The 22,883-nt window shown below is 72.4% G+C and carries 22 protein-coding genes and 4 pseudogenes; 9 read left to right on the top strand and 17 right to left on the bottom strand.

Annotated features, from left to right (window positions below; all coding sequences use genetic code 11):
• The 4 genes and pseudogenes from ACIOFR_RS39305 to ACIOFR_RS39290 form a co-directional block, all read right to left on the bottom strand.
• Window positions 1–299, bottom strand: a 299-nt coding sequence (locus ACIOFR_RS39305) for a hypothetical protein (protein WP_401005184.1), incomplete at its 3' end; no start/stop codon positions are given.
• A gap of 46 nt (window positions 300–345) precedes the next feature.
• The gene (locus ACIOFR_RS39300) at window positions 346–1,038 is read right to left on the bottom strand and encodes a hypothetical protein (RefSeq protein ID WP_401005182.1); all 693 of its coding nucleotides are present in this window, start codon (window positions 1,036–1,038) and stop codon (window positions 346–348) included.
• A 613-nt stretch (window positions 1,039–1,651) separates the two neighbouring features.
• Window positions 1,652–1,756, bottom strand: a pseudogene (locus tag ACIOFR_RS39295) (hydrophobic protein); the annotation flags it as partial.
• 616 nt (window positions 1,757–2,372) lie between these two features.
• Window positions 2,373–2,654: a MerR family transcriptional regulator gene (locus ACIOFR_RS39290; protein ID WP_401005186.1), complete on the bottom strand. Its 282-nt coding sequence runs from the start codon at window positions 2,652–2,654 to the stop codon at window positions 2,373–2,375.
• A 1,134-nt stretch (window positions 2,655–3,788) separates the two neighbouring features.
• Between ACIOFR_RS39290 and ACIOFR_RS39285 the strand changes: the two genes are divergently transcribed.
• Together ACIOFR_RS39285 and ACIOFR_RS39280 are read left to right on the top strand one after the other, a co-directional pair.
• Entirely contained in the window at window positions 3,789–4,004 is a 216-nt protein-coding gene (locus ACIOFR_RS39285; protein ID WP_401005180.1) for a hypothetical protein, read from the top strand.
• Window positions 4,005–4,221: 217 nt separating this feature from the next.
• Entirely contained in the window at window positions 4,222–4,389 is a 168-nt protein-coding gene (locus ACIOFR_RS39280; RefSeq protein ID WP_401005178.1) for a hypothetical protein, read from the top strand.
• A gap of 392 nt (window positions 4,390–4,781) precedes the next feature.
• Here ACIOFR_RS39280 and ACIOFR_RS39275 read toward each other — a convergent pair whose 3' ends face one another.
• The 4 genes and pseudogenes from ACIOFR_RS39275 to ACIOFR_RS39260 all read right to left on the bottom strand — a co-directional run bounded on the left by ACIOFR_RS39275 (window position 4,782) and on the right by ACIOFR_RS39260 (window position 8,093).
• A complete protein-coding gene (locus ACIOFR_RS39275; protein WP_401005176.1) occupies window positions 4,782–5,186 on the bottom strand; it encodes a hypothetical protein in 405 nt (134 codons plus the stop codon).
• Window positions 5,187–6,326: 1,140 nt separating this feature from the next.
• Window positions 6,327–6,875: a DUF2267 domain-containing protein gene (locus ACIOFR_RS39270; protein WP_401005174.1), complete on the bottom strand. Its 549-nt coding sequence runs from the start codon at window positions 6,873–6,875 to the stop codon at window positions 6,327–6,329.
• Window positions 6,766–7,170, bottom strand: a pseudogene (locus ACIOFR_RS39265) (DUF2267 domain-containing protein). Before ACIOFR_RS39265 ends, ACIOFR_RS39270 begins: the two are co-directional and overlap by 110 nt.
• A 488-nt stretch (window positions 7,171–7,658) precedes the next feature.
• Window positions 7,659–8,093: an Hsp20/alpha crystallin family protein gene (locus ACIOFR_RS39260; protein WP_401005173.1), complete on the bottom strand. Its 435-nt coding sequence runs from the start codon at window positions 8,091–8,093 to the stop codon at window positions 7,659–7,661.
• 112 nt (window positions 8,094–8,205) lie between these two features.
• On the opposite strand from ACIOFR_RS39260, the gene ACIOFR_RS39255 reads away from it, so the two are divergent.
• Together ACIOFR_RS39255 and ACIOFR_RS39250 are read left to right on the top strand one after the other, a co-directional pair.
• Window positions 8,206–8,892: a hypothetical protein gene (locus tag ACIOFR_RS39255; RefSeq protein WP_401005171.1), complete on the top strand. Its 687-nt coding sequence runs from the start codon at window positions 8,206–8,208 to the stop codon at window positions 8,890–8,892.
• Entirely contained in the window at window positions 8,867–9,229 is a 363-nt protein-coding gene (locus tag ACIOFR_RS39250; RefSeq protein ID WP_401005170.1) for a hypothetical protein, read from the top strand. The genes ACIOFR_RS39255 and ACIOFR_RS39250 overlap by 26 nt, the downstream gene beginning before the upstream one ends.
• A 640-nt stretch (window positions 9,230–9,869) precedes the next feature.
• On the opposite strand, the pseudogene ACIOFR_RS39245 reads toward ACIOFR_RS39250, so the two are convergent.
• Together ACIOFR_RS39245 and ACIOFR_RS39240 are read right to left on the bottom strand one after the other, a co-directional pair.
• Window positions 9,870–10,237: pseudogene (locus tag ACIOFR_RS39245) on the bottom strand (IS5 family transposase); the annotation flags it as partial.
• A 17-nt stretch (window positions 10,238–10,254) separates the two neighbouring features.
• Entirely contained in the window at window positions 10,255–10,623 is a 369-nt protein-coding gene (locus ACIOFR_RS39240) for a hypothetical protein (RefSeq protein WP_401005189.1), read from the bottom strand.
• 168 nt (window positions 10,624–10,791) lie between these two features.
• On the opposite strand from ACIOFR_RS39240, the gene ACIOFR_RS39235 reads away from it, so the two are divergent.
• Window positions 10,792–11,160, top strand: coding sequence for a hypothetical protein (locus ACIOFR_RS39235; RefSeq protein ID WP_401005168.1), 369 nt, complete (start codon window positions 10,792–10,794; stop codon window positions 11,158–11,160).
• 490 nt (window positions 11,161–11,650) lie between these two features.
• Here ACIOFR_RS39235 and ACIOFR_RS39230 read toward each other — a convergent pair whose 3' ends face one another.
• Window positions 11,651–12,907 carry a tetratricopeptide repeat protein gene (locus ACIOFR_RS39230; RefSeq protein WP_401005167.1) on the bottom strand — a complete coding sequence of 419 codons (1,257 nt, stop codon included), beginning with the start codon at window positions 12,905–12,907 and terminating at the stop codon, window positions 11,651–11,653.
• 600 nt (window positions 12,908–13,507) lie between these two features.
• Between ACIOFR_RS39230 and ACIOFR_RS39225 the strand changes: the two genes are divergently transcribed.
• A complete protein-coding gene (locus ACIOFR_RS39225; RefSeq protein WP_401005166.1) occupies window positions 13,508–14,845 on the top strand; it encodes a hypothetical protein in 1,338 nt (445 codons plus the stop codon).
• Window positions 14,846–15,004: 159 nt separating this feature from the next.
• On the opposite strand, the gene ACIOFR_RS39220 is transcribed toward ACIOFR_RS39225, so the two are convergent.
• Both ACIOFR_RS39220 and ACIOFR_RS39215 read right to left on the bottom strand, forming a co-directional pair.
• Window positions 15,005–15,373, bottom strand: coding sequence for a hypothetical protein (locus ACIOFR_RS39220; protein WP_401005187.1), 369 nt, complete (start codon window positions 15,371–15,373; stop codon window positions 15,005–15,007).
• 170 nt (window positions 15,374–15,543) lie between these two features.
• Window positions 15,544–15,855, bottom strand: a pseudogene (locus ACIOFR_RS39215) (NAD-dependent DNA ligase LigA); the annotation flags it as partial.
• Window positions 15,856–16,043: 188 nt separating this feature from the next.
• Between ACIOFR_RS39215 and ACIOFR_RS39210 the strand changes: the two are divergent.
• Complete coding sequence (locus ACIOFR_RS39210; protein WP_401005164.1) at window positions 16,044–18,746, top strand: PKD domain-containing protein; 2,703 nt, start codon at window positions 16,044–16,046, stop codon at window positions 18,744–18,746.
• Window positions 18,659–19,003 carry a Tn3 family transposase gene (locus ACIOFR_RS39205; RefSeq protein ID WP_401005163.1) on the top strand — a complete coding sequence of 115 codons (345 nt, stop codon included), beginning with the start codon at window positions 18,659–18,661 and terminating at the stop codon, window positions 19,001–19,003. Before ACIOFR_RS39210 ends, ACIOFR_RS39205 begins: the two co-directional genes overlap by 88 nt.
• Window positions 19,004–19,254: 251 nt before the next feature.
• Here ACIOFR_RS39205 and ACIOFR_RS39200 read toward each other — a convergent pair whose 3' ends face one another.
• Entirely contained in the window at window positions 19,255–19,599 is a 345-nt protein-coding gene (locus tag ACIOFR_RS39200; RefSeq protein WP_401005161.1) for a hypothetical protein, read from the bottom strand.
• 368 nt (window positions 19,600–19,967) lie between these two features.
• On the bottom strand, window positions 19,968–20,402 hold the full coding sequence (locus ACIOFR_RS39195; protein ID WP_401005159.1) for a hypothetical protein: 435 nt from the start codon (window positions 20,400–20,402) through the stop codon (window positions 19,968–19,970).
• A gap of 459 nt (window positions 20,403–20,861) precedes the next feature.
• On the opposite strand from ACIOFR_RS39195, the gene ACIOFR_RS39190 reads away from it, so the two are divergent.
• Complete coding sequence (locus tag ACIOFR_RS39190; RefSeq protein ID WP_401005157.1) at window positions 20,862–21,080, top strand: hypothetical protein; 219 nt, start codon at window positions 20,862–20,864, stop codon at window positions 21,078–21,080.
• Window positions 21,081–21,110: 30 nt separating this feature from the next.
• On the opposite strand, the gene ACIOFR_RS39185 is transcribed toward ACIOFR_RS39190, so the two are convergent.
• Complete coding sequence (locus tag ACIOFR_RS39185) at window positions 21,111–21,671, bottom strand: SMI1/KNR4 family protein (RefSeq protein ID WP_401005155.1); 561 nt, start codon at window positions 21,669–21,671, stop codon at window positions 21,111–21,113.
• A 319-nt stretch (window positions 21,672–21,990) separates the two neighbouring features.
• Window positions 21,991–22,425: an Hsp20/alpha crystallin family protein gene (locus ACIOFR_RS39180; protein ID WP_401005154.1), complete on the bottom strand. Its 435-nt coding sequence runs from the start codon at window positions 22,423–22,425 to the stop codon at window positions 21,991–21,993.
• Between the last annotated feature and the right edge of the window lie 458 nt (window positions 22,426–22,883).

Raw genomic sequence — 22,883 nt, 5'->3', positions numbered from 1 at the left:
TCACGCCAGGCCTTGACCTGACCCACCCCGAGATCCACAGACACGAGCCAACCCAACCACAACAAGCCCACCCATAACTGTGATTGCAGTACTAGCTCGGCGAGGCTTCGCGCCAGCAGCGCAACCTTCGGCAGGCCCTGTGTATGGACGACCGCTTCCAACAGTCGAGTGGCGTTGGTGTTGAGCTGCTCCTCCTTCAGAAACGTCTGCCCGGCGGTCATCAGGTTGCCTGTTGTGAACTCGACGCTGGACCTGTGCGAGTTCTGGAGGTACACGAGCAGGACCATGATCTCGGGCACGGTCCGGACCGTGGCGTACGCCACCAGCAGGTGGAAGGCGACCGGCTCACGGTTGTGCTGGCGCAGCGTGTTGTAGAGGTCCTGGACTTGGTGGGGGGGTGCGGTGGATGCCCTCGTGGGTGATGAGTGTCAGGCTTTCTTCGGTCTTGCCGCTCGCGTAGAGCTCGAAGTTCTGGTTGACGATGCGGTTCGGGTTGAAGGTGACCGTTGTCGCGGGGGCGGGGGCGAGGGCGAGGGTTGGGGTTGGGGGGTGAGGCAGGGCAGCCCGCTGGGCGGCGAGGCCGGCCTCGGCGACGTCCTGCTGGTACTGCGCTGCGGCCCGGCGGGCGCTGGCCAGGCTCTCCTCCAGCTCGGTGACGCGTTCGGCCGCCTGGTCGCGTTCGATGGCCAGTGCTTCCAGGCGTTCGCGGTCCGCGCTGGTGCGTACGAGGTCGGCGCGTAGGCTCTCGAGCCGGGTCAGGGTGAGGTGGTGGTGCTCGCGTTCGGCGGCCAAGGTCTCCTGGAGGTGTTCCACTGTGCCTCGCGCGTCGTCGAGTTCGCCTTGGAGTTGGTGGACGCGGTCCTGCAGGAGGTAGGTCCGTCGTTGTTCGGGGTTGCTCAGTTCGAGGTGCTCGTACAGCAGCGCGATGGTGGCCCGGTAGTCGGCCTCCGCGTACGGCTGGGGGGCGGCGCCCAGGATGTGCAGGCCTTTGATGATCTCGGGGCGGGCCGGTTTCTTCCCGGCCAGGATGTTGGACAAGGTCGGCTCGCTGAGCCTTCATCGCCTCGATGCCCAGCTGTTCGGCGAGGTCGCCGAGAGCGGCGCTGGTCCCCCGCAGGGTCTCCCCGCCTTCGGCGGAACACCTCCCGCAGTCGCTCCAGGAACGCCCGCGTGGCCGCCGCGAGGTCACTGTCCAGCGGCTGCAGGCGCAGGGCCGCCTGCCTGCCGTCGCCCCGCGGTGTGAGCTCCTGCGCCACATCGGCCCCCCTTCGTCGACTCCGAAGGCCTCTTGCCCCCGGAACGGTGGAGGAACTGGAAGCCCGCGGCGAGGCTTCGGCGGCCGGCTGGGACGGCGTGGAGCGCCGGGCGCGGCCGGCGACTCTGGCAGCTGCGGAGCGTTCGAGAGGGCGGATGCGGCTTGGGGGCCGGGTGCGCGAGCACCGACACGTCCTGCTCGCGCGCGCCGATGCCCAGGAGCTGCAGCGGCGTCAGCGGCAGGCCGTCGGCCTCAGTTCCCGCCAGCACGAGCGGCTGCGGGCCGCGGCGGCGTCCGAACGGGTGCTGCGGGAGCGGCTGACGGCCGCCCTCCACGGCCACCGGAGGATGGGTGAGCTCCTGCACCCCACCTCCGAGCCGGTGCCCGGTTCCACCGGCGGCACCAGCGGTGGCACCGGCCGACGGAGTGCGTGCCGCGGGCCAGGAAACCCACCAGCCACACCGCCAGGACGATGACCGCCACCCATGACAGGGCTTTCAGTCGAACAGGCGCAGCGTCTGCGCTGTCAGAGACGCACCGGGTGCGCTTGCCGCCCGGCACCGCCGTTGGCGGTGAGCCACCTGGTGAGCCTCGGAGGCAAGGGCACTCCACACGGCCCGCACGGCGTACCGCCCGGAGAGCGCCCGGTTCCGTGGCACGTCGCGCACCCGGGGTCTTCAGGCGCCGGCACGTCGCCGCCAGTTGCCTTGGCCATGATCCGTTTCCCCTCGTCAGCTCTGATCCACCGGCCATTGCCCGCACCGCCGGAACTGGGGGCGGCCCGCGGATTGCGGGCATCGCCGCCAGCGCTCGCCGCAAGCCCCTCAGGACCAGGATGCTAGGTGGTATGCAGACGAAAGCCCAGTCGCAGCGCTTACGCAACGTTCCTGGGGCGGCGCCGATGCCCGGACAGAGCGGACCGGCCGGCAGTTACCCTCAAGCCCGCGCCGGCCCGGTGGGACACCCGGGAATGGGCCACCAGGCGCAGCGCCCGGGCGCGCCCGGGACCCGGGCCTCGCAGAATCCACCCGCCCCGGGAGCACCGCCCCTGCTTTCGGCGGGCGGTCTGCGGTGAGCGCCTGTCGCTCACCGGGAACCGACGAGTGGAGCAGGCGGGTCAGCTGTCAGCCGTGGGCTCGGCGTCCTTGGCGGGCCGGCGGAGTTGTTCGTTGATCCGCAGGGCTTCCTCGAGTTGGTCCTCGAGGATGACGATGCGGCAGGCGGTGTCGATCGGGGTGCCTTGGTCGACGAGATCGCGGGCGCGCATCGCGATGCGCAGCTGGTAGCGGGAGAAGCGGCGGTGTCCGCCCTCCGAGCGCAGGGGTGTGATGACGCCTTGCTCGCCGAGGGCTCGTAGGAAGCCGGAGGTGGTGCCGGTCATCTCGGCGGCGCGGCCCATCGTGTAGGCGGGATAGTCGTCGTCGTCGAAGGAGTCGGGGGTGTGGGGCCTGGCGCTCGTCGTAGTCACTGCACCTCTCTGGGTTCTGGGGAACGCGTCGAGGGGCCCCGGCGCCGTAGTGGCTCCGGGGCCCCGAAGGGGAACAACACCATCTACCGGACTTGGCCGGGCTTCTTGTTCCGCGCCACCCCGGGGGTGGGGGCGTGCGGGGATCGCGTATGCGTGACCGGAAACCACCGTCCTCGTACTCAAAAGGGGTCTGCGGTGTCCGCCCGGGTGACTGCCTCACGGGCCGGGCGATCCTGATGGCGCTCTGTCCCTCCGTTTCTTCCTCTGTCCTGCTCGGATCCTGCGAACTGCTCGGTACTGCTCACACGGGTACTTCCGGGTACTGCTGAACTTCAACCACCTGGTACTACTGCGGCCCTCACGGGCCGTCCGGTCCGGCAGACAGCCCCGTCGCCCGTCCTGCTCACCTGCTCGGCTTGGAACCCCACTGCCCGGACTTCCCAGCACGCGCGCCGCAGCCCGGCGCCTTCACTGGGATACCGCGTACCGCGACTGCTGATACAGCTCAACTCGACTTCACCTACTGGTACTGCACTTGCGCCTGCACTTGCCGCGGTACCGCTGATCGGTGGCCACTGATCACTGCTGGCCACCCGGCCCGACCGCCAGTCCCGTCGCCGTCCTGCGTCTGCTCTGGCTTCGGAACTCCGCTGCCGTGCCGTTGTCCGCGTCACTTCTTCACGCCCGCCTGCCCGGCGTGTCCTACGAACTGCTGGTACTGCACCTGCTGAACCGCGGTACCGCCTGGTGGCGGGCCCCTGATACCTGCGGGCCGCCCGGCCCGGCCGCCGGTCCCGTCGCCTTACTGCACCAACCCTGGCTTCAGGACCCCACAACCGTGCCGACCTGCGAACTTCTGTATTGCTGCCCGCCAGTTCGTGTCTGGCGGGTACCGCTCGACTGCGTCTACGAGAGAAACACTAACCACGGCCCCGGCTAATGTCTACTCCGGCCAGGACAGATTTTTCAGTGTTCAAGAGGAAGGTAGTCTTCGCCCCGCGACGGGGCGGACCACGCGGGCCGCGGCTGGCGACAACGAACGGCACCACGGACGGGAGGCGACCGGTGGAACGGCCACAGACCACGGCACGGGTGCGCGCACCCGACCCGCACACGCGGGCGTCACTGCTGGCCGCCATCACCGAAGCCGTCCGCGACCGGGACGAACGCGGCCTGCGCCGACTGCTGACCCGCTTCGCCGAACAGGCCACCCTCACCGACCTCCACGCCCTACGCGACGCCATCGACCCCCACCACAACCGCCGGCCGGAACCCCGATAGCCGGCACGCACCACCTGCGGCCACCGGCCGCACTGCTCATCCGGCCAGCACAGGAGGACTGCACCACCCGGAGCACCAGATTCGGCCGCGGGTCCTGGTTTGGCCGCCGGACCAGGGATCAGACGCCAGATGCGGTCCCGTCGACAGTGCTCCTGCGGCCGGGCCCGGACGGGACCGCCAAGGTGACCGCCTTGCGAGAGAAACAGGAGACCTCGCCATGGCCTGGATACTCTTCCTCATCCTGATCGCCGTCGTCCTGGGCATCATCGGCGTTGCGACGCACGGCCTGCTCTACCTCCTCTTCATCGGCATCGTCGTCCTCCTGATCGCCCTGGCCCTCGGCGGCGCGCGCTTCCGCAAGAGCGGCGGCCGAGCCACCCGCTGACCCCAACTGTCCCATCGGGAGGTCGCCGTCCCGGCCACGCCACAGGCGTCGCACTGACAGCGGATCACGGCCCGCGACCGTAGGCCCAACCGCCACCGGGGCACGCCCTACCGGTGCCGGCGACCTGCCAGTGCAAGCGCGAAGCCGACGGTCCTTGCCCGCAGATCGCGGGCTGGGACCGGGGGTGGCTTGTCAGAGGGTGTCGCGGTAGCCGCCGCCGGCGGTACCGCGCCTCTCGATGAAGTGCTTGAACCGTTTGAGGTCGCCCTTCACCTGACGGTCTCTACCGGGTGATGCCGATTGTGCCCCCGAACGACGGCCCGGCAACCCGAGAGCCCCACCTCGAACACGATCGGTGACCGCCCCCGGCGACAGGCCCACGGCACCGCACGTCAGGCGGGAGCGGGCCCGGAGGGGCGGCCACGGCTGTCCTGCCAGGCAGCCGCCCGCATCAGCTGCTCCTCGTCCAGACCGGTCACCGCGACCACCCGGTCGTACATCTCCTCCTCGTCGGCCAGCGGCCCGAGCAGGCGCACCGCCCGGGTGATCTGCCCCGCCCACAGCTCCTCGACCACGAACGGGCGACGCTGGTAGGCGACGGCGAGCCGTACCAGGTGGGGTCTGCCGCACGCGCGCAGGAGCCGCTCGCCGTCGAAGCGGGGATCGGTGTCCACCGCGGAGGAGTCCGGCACCCGCAGCACCACCTGCTCTCGCGCCGACGCCAGCACGCCGCACTCGTCGCACAGCTCCGGCCCCTCACCGGAACCGGTCCCCGCGGTGTTGCCGGAGCGGTCCATGCCTCCGGTGTACGCGCCCCGCACGGGGCCGCGCGACTCGAAGCCGTCGACGACCGCAGAGGGTCACGGTGTACCGGGCAAGTGGCCTGCCGGAACCTTGGCGGACCGAAAGGTACGGCCCGGCCGCCGGGGGGTGGGCAGGCCGGGCCGGGCTCGGTGACGGACCGAGCGCCAATGCCGGTCTCTCCGTCTCTGACGCTAGGACAGGCCGTCCCGGCCGGAGTGCAGGAACACTGGCGCCGCGCCGGGGCTCCACCCGCTCTCAGTACGCGGTGGCGGCCGCCTCCCACCCCGTCCGGCCCCGATCCCGCCCGGACACCGAAGCGCGGTCCGGCCGATTCGGCGACGACCCGGCGCTCGCGCAGCTGCCCCCACCCCTGGCCCGGCCCGTTCCAGGAGTTGCTCGTGAACTCGATCCGCACCACGGACCCCGACCCCGGCCAGCACGACGGTGTGAGGAGCAGGCACCGGTGTCCATCCCCTCGAGCCGCCGCCGCGCGCGGCGCCGGCGACAAGGCGGCACCGGTGCAGCAGGCGGAAATCGGAAGAACCGGCACCCGGAGCACCGGAGACGGTCCGGGACGGTCCGGCAGCCCTGGTCGAAGCGATCTGCGAGGTCGTCCGCGACGGTGGCGACCGCACCCTGCGCCAGCTGCTGGGCCGCCTCGCCGAACTCGCCACCATTGCGGACCTGTACGCCCGGCGCGACGCCCTCGACACCGCGCTCCCACCCGGCGCCTGTAGGCAGAGGTGCCCCTGGCGGAACGTGCTCCCGGATCTTCCCGACCAGGTGTCCAGGTCGATCTTGTGCCTGGCGTCGGCCTGGTGCGCAGCGCGCTCACCATAGTTGTAGGGGCGAGGGGCGAGGGCCCGGTGCCCGACGGGCGGGCGGGCGGGCTCAGCACGGTGCCGGTGTCCGCGAGCGCCCGGTACGGCTGGGTGGACCACACCTGGCCGAGGTGGATGTCGCGGAGCACCGCCGTGGTGGCCGGGCTCGGACTGGGTGCCGGTGGGGGCGGTAGCGGTTCCTCGTCGTCGGTCGGCACGCGGAGGCCGACGCCGGCCGGATGGAGCGGTCCGGCGCCGGCCGTGCTGCCGCGCTGGGTGGCCGGGCGGCCGGCGCCGGTGGTGTCGCGCTGGTCAAGCCGCGATCGTGAGGTCGGCGCGGCCGAACAGGAGTGCGTAGCCGCGGGGCAGGCGGGTGAGGAGGCGGTCGGTGAGGTGGTCGCCGGCGAGGTCGGTGAGGGCGGCCAGGACGGAGGAGGCGTCCCAGCGGGCGCTGGTGAGGCTGGTGTTCAGGGTTCCGGCGACGGCTTCGACGAAGGCGGGGGCAGGTTCGGGCAGCGGGATCTGGGAGGCGAAGGTGGCGCGGGCCCGCTCCGGCAGGGTTGCGGCGAGGTCGCGGCGTTCCTCGCCGGTGAGCTGGCTTCCGAGGGTCGTCAGGACGGCATGGAGGACGCGTTCGGCTTCCTCGTCGCTGGTGCAGCGGCCGAGGGTGCGTACCTGCTGGAGAAAGGAGGCGGTACCGGGTGGCCTTCCGGGGCGGGCCGGCCGGGCGGTTGCGGCGGCGCGGACGGGTTCAGGGGTGGTGGCCGGGCCGGGGGCGGCCGAACAGGAGCTCGTAGCCGGGGGGCAGCTGGAGCAGGACGCGCTCGGTGAGCTCGTCGCCGGCGGCGTCGGCCGCCGCACTGAGGACCGCGCCGATGTCCCACAGGGCAGTTTGCTCGGTGGCGCCCTCGATCCACGCCGCGGTCGCGCGCACGAACCTGTCCGGACTGAGCGGCTCGGCGGCCTGCTACGGGTTGAGCAGGACCAGGGCAACGGTCTCCGGCAGCCGGGCGGCCAGTTCGGCGCGCACGTTGCCGACCAGGTGGGCACCGAGCAGGGCCACGACGACGCGCGTCGCCCGCTCGGCCTCCTGAGGGGTGGCGTACTCACCGCGTTCCCGGACCTCCTCCAGGAACGCCTTCCATCGAAGAGTCACAGCGTGTCTCCCTCCGTCCCAGGGCGTCGGCGCGAACGCCGCCGGCACCCGGTTCAGGACTCAACTTCAGGTACCGGTTCGCGCCGGTGAGCCGGAGCAGCCCAACCACGCAGCGGCGGGCCCCGCGAAGGACCGGGGTGCCCGTCGCACCGGTCGACCCGGTCACGGGCGTGGACGAGAGTGCCCGGGCCCGCGCAGTTGCACGCACGTCACCCGCGACAGGTCGAGCACCACCTCTCGGTGCGCCTCAAGCACGCCGGTCGAAGCGCGGCGCAGCGAGGGTGCGGTGGCGGGGTCGATCTCGCCGTTCGCCCTGACCGCGGCGGGAGCGTGGCTTTGGTCGCGCGTCGTGTCTCTCGCTGTCGGCCCGGCCCGCGCGGTGTGGTCTGCCGGGAACCGCGGGGCCGGGCGGGTCGTCCGGCCGGGGGTGGCCGTCCCGCACCACCCTGCGGGGAATGGTGGCGCGGGACGGCACTCCGGGGATCCGGTCAGGCCTGGATCTGCCTGCGGCTGCCGCCGTGGCTGATGGCGATCTTGCGGGGCTTGGCCTTCTCGGCGACCGGGATCTTCAGGGTCAGCACGCCGGCGTCGTAGTCGGCGCTGATCCCCGCCGGGTCGAGGGTGTCGGAGAGCATGACCTGGCGGGAGAAGACGCCGAGCGGGCGCTCGGACATCTCCCACTTCACGTCCTCGCCCTCGCGGCGCGGCCGGCGCTCGGCTTTGACGGTCAGCATGTTCCGCTCGACGTCGATGTCGATCGCCTCCGGGTCCACACCGGGCAGATCGAAGCAGATCACGTACTCGTCGCCGGCGCGGTAGGCGTCCAGCGGCATCGGGGTCGGACGCGACCAGGTGCCGGTCGTGCTCAGGAACTGCTGGGCCAGACGGTCCAGCTCACGGAACGGGTCGGTGCGCATCAGCATGGAAAACACCTCCAGGTGGTCGGGCTGTGGGAGCCAGTGCGCTTCACCTGAAACTGTTCTAGCATGTCATCCATCCGATGACAAGCACTGGAGTCGCTGAAGGAGTGACACAATGGGAAAGCGGACCGACGCGCCCGCCACCGGCGGCTGCCCACCGACGGGGCCTGCGTCCTTCCTCGCCGCCGCCGGCGCACTCGCCGCCATCGACGACGCCGTCCGCGCCGCCCAGAACACCGGGCGGCGCACCACCCCGCCCGAAAGCGGTGCACCGGACGAGGGACCGGAGCCGGCCCTCGCCGCTCTGGTGCTGCTGCGAGAACTGCGCACCGAACTCGCCGGCTGGGAGGCGGGCCTGGTGGAGACCGCCCGCGCCGGCGGCGCCACCTGGGCCGACCTCGCCCAGCCCATGGGCGTCGCCAGCCGCCAGGCCGCCGAGAACCGCTACCTGCGCCTACGCCCCACCGAGGCCGCGGAGACCGGCGCCGAGCGTGTCAAGGCGGTGCGCGACCGGCGGGCCGCGCAGCGCGCCGTCACCGCCTGGGCCCGCGACAACGCCGCGGACCTGCGCGTCCTCGCCGCCCAGATCACCGCCGCACCCGGCCTGGCCCCCCGGGCCCGCCCCGCGCTGACCGCGCTCACCACCGCCCTCGGCGCCGCCGACCCGGCCGACCTGATAGCCCCCCTCGCCGACATGCGACCCCACCTCGCCCCCACCCACCCGGACCTCGCAGCCCGACTCGACACCCTCACCCGCCGCACCGAACACCTCCGCCATGACAGCGACCGACGACGCACCTGAACCCCCCGCCACCGCCGAAGACCGCTGGCAGCACATCCACGACCGACTCTCCGCCATCGAGCACCGCATCCGCGAGCACAGCAACACGGCCATCGCCACCGTCGACACCTGCCTGGCCAGACTCGACGCCCTCCGCCACGACCTGGCCCACGGGCCCTGGCCCCCGCAGGCCCTCCCCGCGCCCGCGAACCCTGCGACCATCCCGCCGCAACCGGCGCGAGGCCCCCACGGAGCACCTCTCGGCCCGGCCGGCCACCCGCACGCACCGACCGTCCCGGACCCACCGCAGCACGGCCCGGCACCCGGCCACCAGGCAGCCGTCCGCGCGCCCGCCTGACGCCGCCAGGCACAGCCGAGAGCGGCTGGCGGCCTCCGCCCGGCTGGAGGAGGCCGAGCGCCCGGGCCCGCTCCGGAACCTCGCCAGCATCCGCAAGCGCGCTCACCCGGCCGCGCCCGTCCGGGAGCGGCACCTCGACGCGGCGGCCTGTGCCCAGGCCGCCGCGGCCCGACGATGCGGCGGCGATCCGGCGCCCGCGCGGCTGCCCCCAGCCCTGGCCGAGGGCCGTCCGGGCACTCATCGTGATCTCGATCCACACCACGGGGCCCCGGCCGGCAGGAGGGGACGGATTACGGGCCGGGCCTCCCGGCGTGAGACGCAGCTCACCCTCGAGACTTGATAGATAGATCAGCGATATATGGCGATGGTGGGCCCATGCTCGACCCATGACAGACCGTCAAGTGCGGGAGCCGGCCCGGCTCGTACTCACCGCACTGGCCGACGCCCCCCGGCACGGCTACGCGATCATCCAGGAGGTGCTGGCCATCTCCGACGGCCGCACCAGGCTGCGCACCGGCACCCTCCACCGCCCTCGACCGGCTGCTCCAGCAGGGCCTGGTCCGGATCGACGGCGAGGAGGTGGTCGGCGGACGGCTGCGCCGCACCTTCGCCCTCACCGAACAGGGCAAGCACCTACTTTGTCGCCCCACTGACCAGGCGTGATCAGCATGACCATTGGACGGTGGCCACCCTCTCCAGCAAGGTGGATCTTGGAGGTCAGGCCGCCCCGCGAACGGCCGAGTCCTTCGTCGGGGCGGTGCTGCCGAGACATTAATCTCCGCTTCGGGATCCGGGGTGTTCTGCGCGGTGCACCGGCAGCGTGCTGGTGGGCCCGGCACGAGGTGGAGTCCACGCTCACCATGCTCCAGTCGATGCGCCTTTGAGAGTCTGCCTCCACCTGAACGGCCCGGAGGATCCTTCCCAGGTGCCGTCCGCCGACCACCGACGGTGGCGCTCGTACAGGGTCTTCCAGTTCCCGAACCGCTCCGGCAGGTCCCGCCACGGGACACTGCCGGACGGGGTGCCTACCGGGGTGCTGCGGTGTGGGGCCGCTGCCCGGCGGGGTGTGCCGCGGGCGGCTGGGCGTGCAGGTGCGCCCGGGCCTGCCCGAGGGCGGTCCGGGCGAGGCGCAGATGACGGACCACCACGGGCAGCAGGGTGCCGCGGAACCGGTCGGCCGCGTGGAGCTCGGAGGCGGCCCCGGCGAGCAGAGCACCCGCCTCGCGGATCCCCTCGCCCCGGGTGCTCTCCCGGCACTCCCCCGCCAGCGTCTGCGCGGTATCAGCGAGCTCACCGACGCCGGGGTCCTCCTCCGGGTCCGCGCCGAACACCACCAGCAGGCCCGCCGGTTCCGCCAGCAGACCGTCCCTGCGCCCCACCCACCACGAACTCACGCTGTGATCGCGCCCCATGACGGGTCGTACAGGGCCGTGATCAGGTCAACCCGCTGCCGCTGCCCCGGGGTCCCCGCCGGCCCGGGCCGCGAGGCGCAGCCGGGCCGGGCCGGACGGCTCCGGCCCCGCCCGCACCGGCAGGTCCGTACCCGGATACCGTCTGCCGTCATGCAGAAGATCACGCAGGTCGCGGCAGCCGTCACCCTCGCCGGCGCGGCCGCGCTGGTCACGGGCTGCTCCTCCGTCGGCGCGCCGGCCAGCCCCCGGGCCACCGGCCCCGCCCCGTCGGCGCCCGTACCGGTATCACCGTCCCCGTCCATGGCGTCCCAGCCGGTGAAGGCAAACTGGGCCCAGTCCGTCACCGCCGGCGCCGCCGCCGTCATGCACATCGTGCTCCAGGGCAGCCAGCCGTCGCCCGAGACGTGCGCAGCACAGTGGAACGAACTACCAGCGCAGGAGCAGGCCACCCTCGACCGCGCCGGCTTCGACGCGGGCTGCACCAGCACCACCACACCGGCCCCCACCGCAACCCCCTGACCCCGAGGCACCCGGCCCGCGCACCGACGCGGGTACCCACCTGGCGCTCCCCCGCCGGACGGCGGCCGGGTCCGCGACGGTCCTCGACGGAGAACCGTCCAAGGTGGCGCAACCGCAGGCACCGGCGTGCGGCGGGGCAGGAGCGCACGAACGCCACCGGCCTGCTGTCGCCGGGCCCCTCGCCGGGTGTGACGGCCCCACAGGTGGGCGCGCGCGGCCGGTGCGTCCGCCAGCGTCGGCGTGAGCGGGCCGCAGGACCTGATGCGGGGCGGCGGCAGGAAATTCTTCTGCACCCGCCCCGGCCCGGAGACCGCCCGACGGGGAACGGCACCGAAGAATCTCCTGCCACGGCACCCGCTCCGAACTCCTCGGCGAGGTGGGACCGGTACCGGACAGACACGGAATGCGCAGGCACCTCAACGGGGTGGCAGGACGGGCCCGGCTCCTGGGCTTCCTGCATTGCCCGCCCGGGAGCCTCCCGCGAGCGCCGTCAGAACGGCGGCTCGTCCGGCCACAGGCGCATCGTCGGCACCGCGGGCGGCCGGACGTCCACCTTCTGAAGGACGGCCAGGGCCTCCTCGACGCGACCGAGGTCGACGAGACGGCCGGCCAGGGCATGCCTGTTCGTGCGGGCGTGCGGTTGCAGGACGGCGACGGCTTCCTCGGTACGCCCGGCATCGGCGAGGACACGGGCGATGTGCTCTGCCGCGTACGAGGTCCCGCCTTCGGGATGGGCCCGGGCCCGGTCGACCGCCTCGTCCACCCCGCCGCAGGCGACGATCAGCGGCAGCCGCATCCAGAACAGGTCCCACCCCTCCTCGCCCCCACGCCGGGCGGCGAGGGCGTCCAGGTGGGCCAGGCCGTCCGCCGGGCGGCCCTGGCCGAGGCACAGATCGGCCAGGGTGTGCAGGATCCAGTCCTCGCCTGGGCGGGCATCGGCCACGGCGCGCATCACGTCGACCGCCTCGCCACCACGGCCGTGACGGACCAGCAGCTGCGCGAGCCCGTACGCCGAGTTCGGGCTCCGGGCCGCGCCGGCATCCAGCCCGAAGACGGCGATGGCGCCCTCCGGGTCGCCGCCCTCCTCCAGCACCTCCGCCAACCGCCGCACCGCGTCCTCGTTCCCCTCGATGGCCGCGTAGGCGCGCAGCTCCTCGATCCGGCCGTGCCGGGCCAGCAGCGCGGCCAACTGCTCACGGTTGTCAAGCAGCGTGGCGTCGGCGGTGCGCAGCAGGGCGACTGCTTCGTCGGTCTGGCCCTGGCGTTCGCGGATGGTGGCGATCAGAGCGATCGCCGTGTGGTGGTCGAGGCCTTTGCAGCACCAGGGGAAGTCGGAACACCGGTGCCCGGTCCGGGCGGAGAGCAGCGCGGCGGCTTCGTCGTGGCGGCCGGCGGCGGCAGCGACGTCGGCCAGGGTGGTGGCGAGCGCCAGGTCGCCTGCGGCGTGCGGCAGGAGCAGGGTGAACGCCTCCTCGGCGCGGCCGTGCCGGGCGAGCAGCCGCGTGTAGGTCTCCAACGCCATCGGGTGCCCGGCCTCCATCCGGGCCCGGACCATGCCGATCGCCTCCTCGGCACGGCCCCAGCCCTCCAGCAGCTCGGCCGTGGCGGCGACGGCCGTCCACCAGCCAGTCGCCAGGTACGGCCCGAGCACCTCCAACGCCTCGTCCTGCCGGCCCTGCCCGCCCAGCAACCGAGCCCACGCCAGCGCACAGAACCACTCCCCGCGCCGGGCCTGCACCTCCAACACGCCGGCATGGCCCCGTTCGAGCAGCCGCGCGACCAGCTCCGGCGGAATGCACCCGGACCGCGTCCGAACCCGGCAGTCAAGATCAGCAACGTCCACGGCCGAGCACCATAGCGCCCACCCCCGACAGCCTCGGATACGGCGCAGCCGGGATCCGCGCGGCGGGCGCCCGTTCCACAGCATCCGGGCGTCCAGCGCGAAACAGGGCCCGGCCTCCAACCGTTCGGCTTCCTCCCCGGGCCCGGTGGTGGTCCAGCACAACTCGATGCGGGCCCCGTCAAGAGCCGCGCGGCCCCACTGCCTGGTGCGGGCCGCGCGGCCGACTCGGCCTCGGCCAGCCGCGCGCGCAGCCGGCCGGGGTCGGCCAAGGCCCGGTCCAGTGCCGCCTCCAGCAGCCCGGAGACATGACCGCACTCGCCGTTGGGCCGCGCGCGGCACACGGGAAGGCGGCGCCGTACACCTCAAGCAGTTCGGGGCCGGCGCACGGATCCGGGCCCGGCCTGTTCCTCCCCCGTGGTCGGGGCGCTGGTGGAAACCGGGTTGCCCGGACGGCGGTCGGTCGGTGATCATCCTGAGGTCCTGACACCCCAATCCTGGAGACACGTGGCCGCCGAACTGTCCAAAGCCTGGGAGCTCTTCGAGTCCGGTGACTCGCAGGGATCGATGCGGGTGCTGCGCTCCGCAGCAGACCGGCTCCCGCCCGCCGAAATGGCACCGCTGGTGGCCAAACTGGCCAAGGGCGCCGGTTTCGAGGACTTGGCGGAGGCTTCGACAGCGCTGACGGCCAGGCCCGGGGAGGCCGAGCGGCTCTACGCCTACGGCTATGCCTGCATCGAGCGCGGCATCGACGCGGTGGCCGTCCCCGCGCTGCGGGAGGCCCTGCGGTTGGTCCAGGCACGGCCGGCCGTTGCGGTGCGCACCGGTCTGTTCCGCCGCAAGCCCAAGCCGCAGGCCGCCCGGCAGCTCGGCCTGCGCAGGGTTCTGCTGGAACTGGTCTCCGCCCTCGAAGGCTGCGAGCGGCACACCGAGGCGCTGGCCGTGCTGCGTGAGCACGACGCCCGGCTCGGTGACTGGCCGGACCGGTACCTGACGGTCTACAACGCGCTCATGTGCGGTCAGATCCTGCTGGCTCGGGAGGTGTACGAGGCGCTACCCGCCCCCGAGGGGATCTGGGTGGGCCCGGGGCAGCGGGTCGGGCGGATGCTGGAGCGGGCCGCGGCGCTGCCACCGGTCGACGACCAGGACCTGCGCGGTTGGCACTACGTGCTCACCGGCGGCCTGCTCACCACCCTCTCACCGCACGGGTTCGACCAGGGCATGAGCGGCCGCTGGGCCTACCTGCAGGACGACTTCGGGCACTGCCGTCACGGTCTGGAACGGCTGCTCGCCGTCCTGGCCGCCACCGACCGCCGGCCCGCCTCGGTCGGACTCCTGGCCGACCGGGGCAGCCGGGCACTCGGGCTGGCGGCCGCGCAGCTGCTCGGTGTGCCGACGGCGCCCTACCAGCCGGGCACCCCGGGTGTGCTGGTGGTCGCGTACGACCTGAACGCGTGCGATCCCACCGTGCTGGCGCAGCTGCACGAGCGGGCGGACGATGAGCTGCTCTTCGAGCACGCCACCTGCTGGACGGACCCGCCCGCCGTGACGGCCGATGTCTCTACCCTGCTGGGGCAGATCGTGAGCGCCCCTTGGGAACCCGGGCTGCAGTTCGACGAGGACGGCGGACCGCAGGAGGCCGAGCCCGACCAGCGCTCGGCCGAGGAGCTCGCCGAGGCGATCCTGGCCGCCACCCCGACCGCCCCGGAAGGCGACGGCCAGACCCCTCCCGACACGGAGGACACCCTCATCGCCTTCGCCACCTGCGCAGCAAACTGGCCCGCCACGGGCCCGCGCGACCGCATCCGCTCCGCCGGCCCGGTCCGCAGTTCCCGCTTCGCGTGACGGTCCGACACCACCAGGGCGATTCACGAAGAAGGCTGCGACCGACGGCGACCGGATCGCCGACCACACCCGCAACGGCCCCGGGCACCCCACCTACCAGGCCCTCGAAGAACTCGGCCGTGCGGTGCTCGGAGAAATTGCCGAGACCTGTGGATTGGTCTACTCGCCTTGGGGCTTGGCGAGGTAGAGGAGGGCGTGAGACCGCCCCGGCCAGGTGGCGTCGGGTCGACCGACGTGGACGCGGCTGGTGATCGGTGAGTGTTGTTCGGGCCCGCCAACGAGGAACGCCCGGAGCTCGAAGGCAATGTCATCGATGTCTTCTTCGATCTCGGCGGTGCGAGTAGTGATGGCGAAGTGGAGAACTACGGCGTCCCGCCGGCCTTCGACAGCGATGCCGAGCATGCCTGCCCCGATGAGGCCCAGCATGGCCTGCCCGGTCATGAGCACGAGGTAGTTGCGCCGCAGTAGGGCACGTTCCTCGGCTGCGGTGAGGTCGGGGTTGTAGTACTGCTGGGCAGGGTGATCCATTTTGGGAGGATATCGGCTCGCCCGAACAGACGTTTGGTCATCATGCGACTTGCGGCTCGTCGCATTCGACCAGCCGACCGAATTCGAAGCGGCCCCGGCCCTGACGAGCGGGACGAGGTGCGCGGCGCCGGTGATCGCGCGCCATCGGCCCTGGGCGGACTCGACCAGCATCTCGGCGCCCGCGACCCGGAACCGGCCTGCTGCTGGTCGACGGCGGAGTCCGCCTTGATCACCACGCCGTCGATACCGAACGGCAGCGCCGAGCGCAGCGCGGCAACATCGGCGACCCGCTGCTGGACCTCCAACCGGGTGGTGCAGCGCTGCGGGTGGGCCGCGGCGGTGTTGGCGCCGAGGTCGGCGAGGCGCTCCAGCAGGGCGGTGTGGCCGAGGTCGTCGAGGCCGAGGGCGCCGTAGGCGAAGAAGGTGAGCTCGACCCGGTACGGGCGGTCCTTGGCCCGCAGCGTCCCGGCGGCGCCGGCCCGCACTTTTGACCGAATGCCCCGGCGTCCGTCGGCGGACCCGCGCCGCGAGCCCCTTCGGGAATGAGTTCGACTCACCACCCGGTCGGGTGGCAGACTGCGTCGATCTTCACCGTGCCCCCGCATCGTGGTGCACCCGCCGACGGCGGGAGAACGGGCCCGGGAACCGACGTCAGGAGACCGACACCCCCATGAGGCTGCGTCACGCAACCGCTCTGACCTCCGCGGTGGTCACCGCGTTTCTCGGGCTCCCGGCCCCCACGGGGGTGGCAGCCGCCGCCACGCTGTACGTGGACCACACCGCCGGGCGCTGCGCAGACGACGGCGGCGGGACCTTCGCCCGGCCGTACTGCACGATCGGCGCGGCCGCGGCCGTGGTCGAGCCCGGACAGACCGTCAGGGTGATCGGGAACGGCGTCCCCTACAAGGAGCAGGTGCGGGTGACGCGGTCGGGCACCGCCTCCGCACCGATCACGTTCCTCGGATTCGTCCCCGTCACGGACTTCTACGGCGTCCAACCCTCCGTCGAGCGGCCCGACACCGCTACCGACCGCTCCTTCCTCGTCTCCGACGTCCACGACGTCGTGATCCGCGGCTTCTCGGCCGAGAGCATCGCCGTCACCGACTCCTCCCGGATCGTGCTCGACCAGAACCGGCTGAAGTTCGTGGGTACCCACCAGGGCGTCTCCGTCCGGGCGTCGGGGGCCATCGACCACCTCACCGTCAGCCGCAACCTGTTCAGCAGCGGCGGCGGACTGACCGTCGGTGGGGGCGCCCGGTCCACCCTGATCACGGCGAACGACTTCGACCGGATCGGGCCGACGGCGATCACCGTCACCGACGCCCCCGGCACGGCGATCACCAACAACACGGTCCGCTTCCCGTGCGGCGCCGCGCTGAAGCTTGCCGGCACGTCACCGGACAGCGTGATCGAGAACAACCTGATCACCTCCGACAACCCGGCCAACTCCCGGTACGACAACCGGACCTGCCCGAGCAAGGAGATCCCGGTCTCGCTGTCCCCGGGCTCCGTCCCGGGCACGAAGCTGGACTACAACACCGTCCACCCCTGGCCCGCCGTCGCCGCCTACAGCTGGGCCGGCACCGGCTACCCGACCGCCGCGGACCTCAACGCCGCCACCGGACAGGCCGGACACGACGTCGACCTCGACATCACCTTCGACGACGGGCCGAACGCGCCCTTCGACAAGCTCACCGACGACGCCACCGCTGCCGTCGACTCCGCCGACCCCGACGCCCCGGGCGTCGGCACCGACCTCCTCGGCCAGCGGCCGGTCGACGCCCCGGCCGTCGCCAACACCGGCCCGGGCGGGACTTCCCGCGACCGCGGCGCCTACGAGCTGACCGGTATGCGCTACGGAGTCATCACCGTGCACGGCGTGGGTATCAACTCGCCGGTGGGTCCGGTTCCCTTCACCGTCACGATCTCGGCGCAGGCGGCCAACAGCTGGAACACGCCCGTCGCCGGCTACACCTTCGACTTCGGTGACGGCACCCCGCCCGTCGTCTCGACGAGCCCCGAGGTCACCCACACCTACACCACCGCCGACGTGCACCGCATCACGGCGGTCCTCACCGACACCCTGGGCGGCCAGGTGTTCCCGCTGCCCGCACGTGTCTGGGCGACCCAACCCGGCGGGATCACCATGGATTTCACCCACACCCAGGACGCCAGGCTCTACCTCTACCTCCAGCCCACCATGGTCTCCCCGTGGTCGCTCGACCACTACACGGTCGACTTCGGCGACGGGACCGTCGAATCGGGCAAGTACCTCAGCTACTGGCACCGCTACGCCGCCCCGGGCACCTACACCGTGACCGTGACCGCCACGGACGAAGGCGGCCGGAGCGCGGCCAAGTCCCAGCAGGTCCAGGTCGACTACGGGCCGGAGCTGAAGCCGCTTCTGCCCGGTGACCGGGTCGAGCTGGTCGCCCGGACCGCCGACACGACGCTCATCAGCGCGGCCAACTACACCAGCGGCCTATGGGCCCCCTTCTCCACGGACGTCGGCGGCGGCCTGAGCACCGTGACCCAGCCCAGCGCCGTCGCGGTGACCACCACCAGCGACGCCCTCCAGCACACCGTCACCGTCGTCGACGGAAAGATCTACGTCGGGGACCGCAACCTCGGACCGTTCCGGATGGAGCGGGGCGAACGGATCGACCTGGGACACTGGTTCGGCTGGCCCGAGATCACCGGCAACTCCGGCGCCGGTCCACTGGCCGGCGTCACGCAGGTCTCGGCCGCCTCGATCGGTACCGTGACCCATGTCGTCGCGCTGGCGGGCGGCCGGGTGTACGAGGCCACCGGCGACCACGCGAGCGGCACCTGGAGTGCCTGGGGAGACATCTCGGCCGAGGCCGGTCTGAGCACGCCGGTCACCCGGATCGCGGCCGCCACGCTCGGCAACTCCCTGCACATCGCCGCTCTCGGCACCGACGGCCACCTGCGGGTCGCCGACGGCAACTACGACCGCCGCACCTGGGGCTGCGGCGACGTGACCGCCTACCGCGGCGGCCCCGGCGGCACCACGGAGATCGCCGCGGCCTCCGTCCGCGGCCAGTTCCACGTTCTCGCGGTCGCGGGCGGCAGTGTCCACCAGATCACCGCCGACTACACCGCCGGGGACTGGAGCGGCTGGGCGAACGTCTCCGCAGTCACCGGACTCGACGGCACCGTCTCCCGCCTCGCCGCCGCGACGGGCGGGAACGCCGACACGCTGCGTCTCTTCGGTGTCAGCAACGGCCACATCTTCAACGCCAACGGCGACTACACGCACGGCCGGTGGTCCCGCTGGGAGGACGTCACCTCGCCAGGGGCCGCCGGCACCACCGCCCCCGTCCTGGACCTGGCGGCCGCCGGGACACCCTGACCGGTCCACGACGCGGGCGGGCCGCGCCACATCCCACCGCGCCGCCCAGCCCCCGTCGCACCGACCCGCCGGGGCGCCGGAGCGCCGGACGGCCGGGCGGCCGTCCCCCGCGGACGGCCCCGGCGTCCCACGAGGTCGGCCCCGTGATCCGCACCATCCAGCCGCTGCGCCACCTGACCGACCCGCAGATGCGCCCGCGGGTGAACGCCTCGACCAACAAGGTCGAGGAGTCCAACGGTTCCTCCCGTCGCCGATGACCAGCCGGACCCCGGCCAGTCCGCGTCCGCGCAGGGAGCGCGGAACTCGGTCCAGAACATCTCGGTCTCGCTGTCGCCCACCATCAGGCCGAGCACTTCCCGGCCGCCGGCCGGCGCCAGGCACCGTGAACGGCCGCGCAGCGGCGGGTGGCGGGTGCCCGGGGCGGGGGCAGGGACCGTGCGGTGCGGCCCCTGCGGAGTGCGTGCGGCAGGCGCCGGCCGCACGCCCCCTGCGGCGCCGGGCCGGGCGGCTACCAAGCTGCCAGGGCCTGTCCGCCGACCGCCGACCCCAGCCGGGCACAGGCCGAGGCGAGGAGCGCCACCGCGCGGCGCAGGTGCCGGACCACCACCGGCAGCAAGGTGCCCCGGAAGCGGTCCGCCGCGTGGAGCTCGGCGGCGGCCTCGTCGAGGAGCGCGCCCGTCGCGCGGATCCCCTCGCCCCGGTCACTGGTCCGATACTCCCCCGCCAACGCCATCGCGGTGTCGGCGAGCTCTTCCACGCCGGGATCCTCCACCGGGTCCGAGCCGAACAACACCAGCAGGCCCGCCAGCTCCGCCAGAAGACCGTCCCTGCGCCCCACCCACCACGAACTCACGCTATGATCATGCCCCATGACGAGGCGTATCGGACCGTGAACAGGCCAACTCGCTTCCCTGTATCGGAAGTCGCGGGCGACACGGGGCCTGGCCGCCCTGCGGGCAGCCGGCCCCTGGCGGCCAACGCGAGATCCGGCCCCGGCGTGACGGGGACCCACCGACGGGGCCCCGGCGCTCGCGGCGGCGGGGTCCAGCAGCCCGGGTCCGGGAAGTCCTGCCGCCAGGGGGCATGAGCGAGCAGGGCAGGAGATTCTTCCGCCCTGGCCCCCTGCGGGCGGCCCGGATAAGGGGAGCAGAGCCGAAGAATTTCCTGCCCGGGGCCCGGTGCGCGGGGGCTGCCGTCTGCCACCGGCGGGCAGACGACGTCTCAGGAAGGCCCGGAAGCGTCGAGGTAGTGGAAGCCGGTGTCCGGGCCGCCGGTGAACGCCACCGCGTCCTGGCCCAGCCCGAGGGCGCGCAGCAGGACCGCGAGCGCGGCGTCGGCGTCCTCATGGGCGCGGTGCAGCCACACCCAGGTCTCGGCCTGACCATAGGTCATCAGGCTCAGCGTGAACCGCAGGCGCTCGACGGTGAAGACCGCCGCGTCCACCTCGCCGAGGTCCTCCCAGCTGCGCTCGACCTTCAGGCGCAGCCGGGCGGCGAACGCGTCGATGGGCGGCTTCAGGCCGGCGATCATCCGGAACGAGCCGCCCGCGGCCTCCCACAGACTGACCTGCGACGGCGGGTTCTCGCCCGTGTAGTAGGGCGGGCTGGCGGCCGGCTGCCAGCCCGGCTCCGGACCCGGCACCACGATCGGTATCACGCGCACACTCCCCCTGTTCGAACCGGTCGGCGGCGACCGGCGGCCGGAACGCAGCGCAGCCCGAAGGTGGGGCGTGCCCTTCGCGGCGGTGGCGGGAGCCGGCCGGCGAGGCACGCCTGACCGACGGCTCCCGGGCCGGGGCCGGGCCGTCCGCCGGGCGGACGCGAGGTCATCGACCACATCTTCTTCGAACCGGTACATATCCGCGGGCTCTCCGCCAGCGGACCGCGCAGCAGCGGGCGCCGGCTAGGGAAGCGGTCGGGGGCCGAGGGCGGAGAATGAAGTCGTCCAGTTCGGCCCGCTGTTCGGCGCTCAGGTGCCGCGTGAGGACCATCGTCGTCCGCTTGTCCTGGTGCAGGAAAGAGAACGTCGGGAGTGTTCTCGATCTTGTGCTGGACACTCCAGACGGCCTCGTACGTAGCCGTCGGGCGGTGAACGCGGACGGACTCGGAGGTGAGGGTGACCTCGGTGGTCCCGGCGAAGTCGGGCATCGCCTTACGGATGTTCCAGCGGGCCCTCAGGGTGATCTGGTACGTCCCGAGTGCCGCCGCGCCCAAGGCCAGGACGGCGCACACGTACAACCAGGACCCGCCGCCCACCGCCGCGCCCGCCGCCGCGAGTGCGCCGCCGACGGCCATCAAGCCGGTACGCCACCAGACACGCCCGCGGCTTCCGTAGGCGCGGAGCCAACCCCGGTACAGCGGACAGTCAGAGGTGAGGCCAGGGATCGATGCCCGCCTCCTTGAGACGTCGTTCCTCCCGCCATTTCAGGAAGACCGGCCGGTCCGGGGAGAACATGCCCATGGGTTGAGGACTGATCTCCTCGGTCAGGAACCCGGCGAGGAAGTCGACCATGCCGCAGCCGTACTCGACCCAGTCACCACTTCGGGTGAGTACGAGAGTGGTCCACCTGTCGGGATCCGGATCCGCGGTGTCCCAGAACGCCTGGTTGGCGCTGCAATCCATGGCCCACGAGATCCGCCCCCGCAGGGCCGGGCCGTCGCCGGGGTCCAGGTCGAGCAGCTCATACCCGCACTCGATCAACTCCTCGAAGCTCAAGGGGCCGCGAGGGCCTTGGGCAACCTCCAGCGGCAGCCCTATGGAGAGCGAGCAATTGATCGACCCACCACCGTAGGTGGAGACGAAGTCGCGGTAGTCCGCCGGGAATGGAGTGCCCCACCTGCGGGCCGCCTCGTCCCAGTCGACGGGATCGCCGGCTCCGGAGTGCGGCGGCAGAATCCCAGCCAGTCGGGCAACACTCGGGTGCATCAGCAGCGCCTCTCAGAGAGCTCGGACAAGGCCCTGCCGAGCGTTCACATGTGCGCGCGGCCCACCAACCACGGCCTGAAACACCCTATTGATCACGTCTCCGCGAGGCGAGCTCTGTGACCTATGGTCACCAACCGCTGAGAGCCAGAACCCCAAACTCGTGCACAACTGACGTCACGACTGGTGATTAAAGCCACGGTCACGGTGAGGCCAACGAGAGCGCCCCGTCCCAGGCACGCCACAACGCACCAGGTACTGCGACCGGACGCTCGGCGGCAGGCAGGGCGGCCCGGCCCGCGGCGCGGGTCTGGGGAGGGGGTCAGGCCTGGATCTGCTTGCGGTCGCCGCTGTGGCTGATGGCGATCTTGCGAGGCTTGGCCTTCTCAGCGACCGGGATCGTCAGCGTGAGCACGCCGGTGTCGTAGTCGGCGCTGATCCCGGCGGGGTCGAGGGTGTCGGAGAGCATGACCTGGCGGGAGAACACGCCGAGCGGGCGCTCGGACAGCTCCCACTTCACGTCGTCGCCCTGGTGACGCGGGCGGCGTTCGGCCTTGACGGTCAGCATGTTCCGCTCGACGTCGATGTCGATCGCCTGCGGGTCCACCCCGGGCAGGTCGAAACAGATCACGTACTCGTCGCCCACACGGCAGGCGTCCAGCGGCATCGGGGCCGGCCGGGACCATGTGCCGTTCGTGCCCAGGAACTGCTGGGTCAGACGGTCCAGCTCGCGGAACGGGTCAGTGCGCATCAGCATCGCGAAACACCTCCACTGATCGATGGGAGCCAGTGCGCTTCACTTTGAAACTGTTCTAGCATGTCATCCATCCGATGACAAATCCCTGAGTCGCCAAAGGAGTGACCTATGGGTCGATGGACCGACCCCGCCACCGGCGGCAGCCCACCCACAGGACCGGCGTCCTTCCTCGCCGCCGCCGCCGCGCTGGCCGCCATCGACGACGCCGTCCGCACCACCCAGAACACCAGCCCGGCCGCCCGGCCCGGTGCCGGCACACCGGCGATCCGGCCTGGTCCGTCGACGCTTGAACCGTGGTTCGGTCCGCGCGGCGTGTGTCAGCCCCGGTCAGTTGACGGCGCTGACGCTCATCTCCGTTCGTATGCGGCGTCGGATGTCGGCGACGAGAGGCGAGTCGGTGAACGCTTCGGCGACGAGGGCGAGGCGGGTGGTCTCGGCGCGGAGGTCGGGCGGGCTGG

It is taken from the genome of Kitasatospora sp. NPDC088346 (assembly GCF_044740765.1).
Taxonomy (GTDB): Bacteria; Actinomycetota; Actinomycetes; order Streptomycetales; family Streptomycetaceae; genus Kitasatospora.
This window is presented reverse-complemented; position numbering and strand designations above follow the sequence as displayed.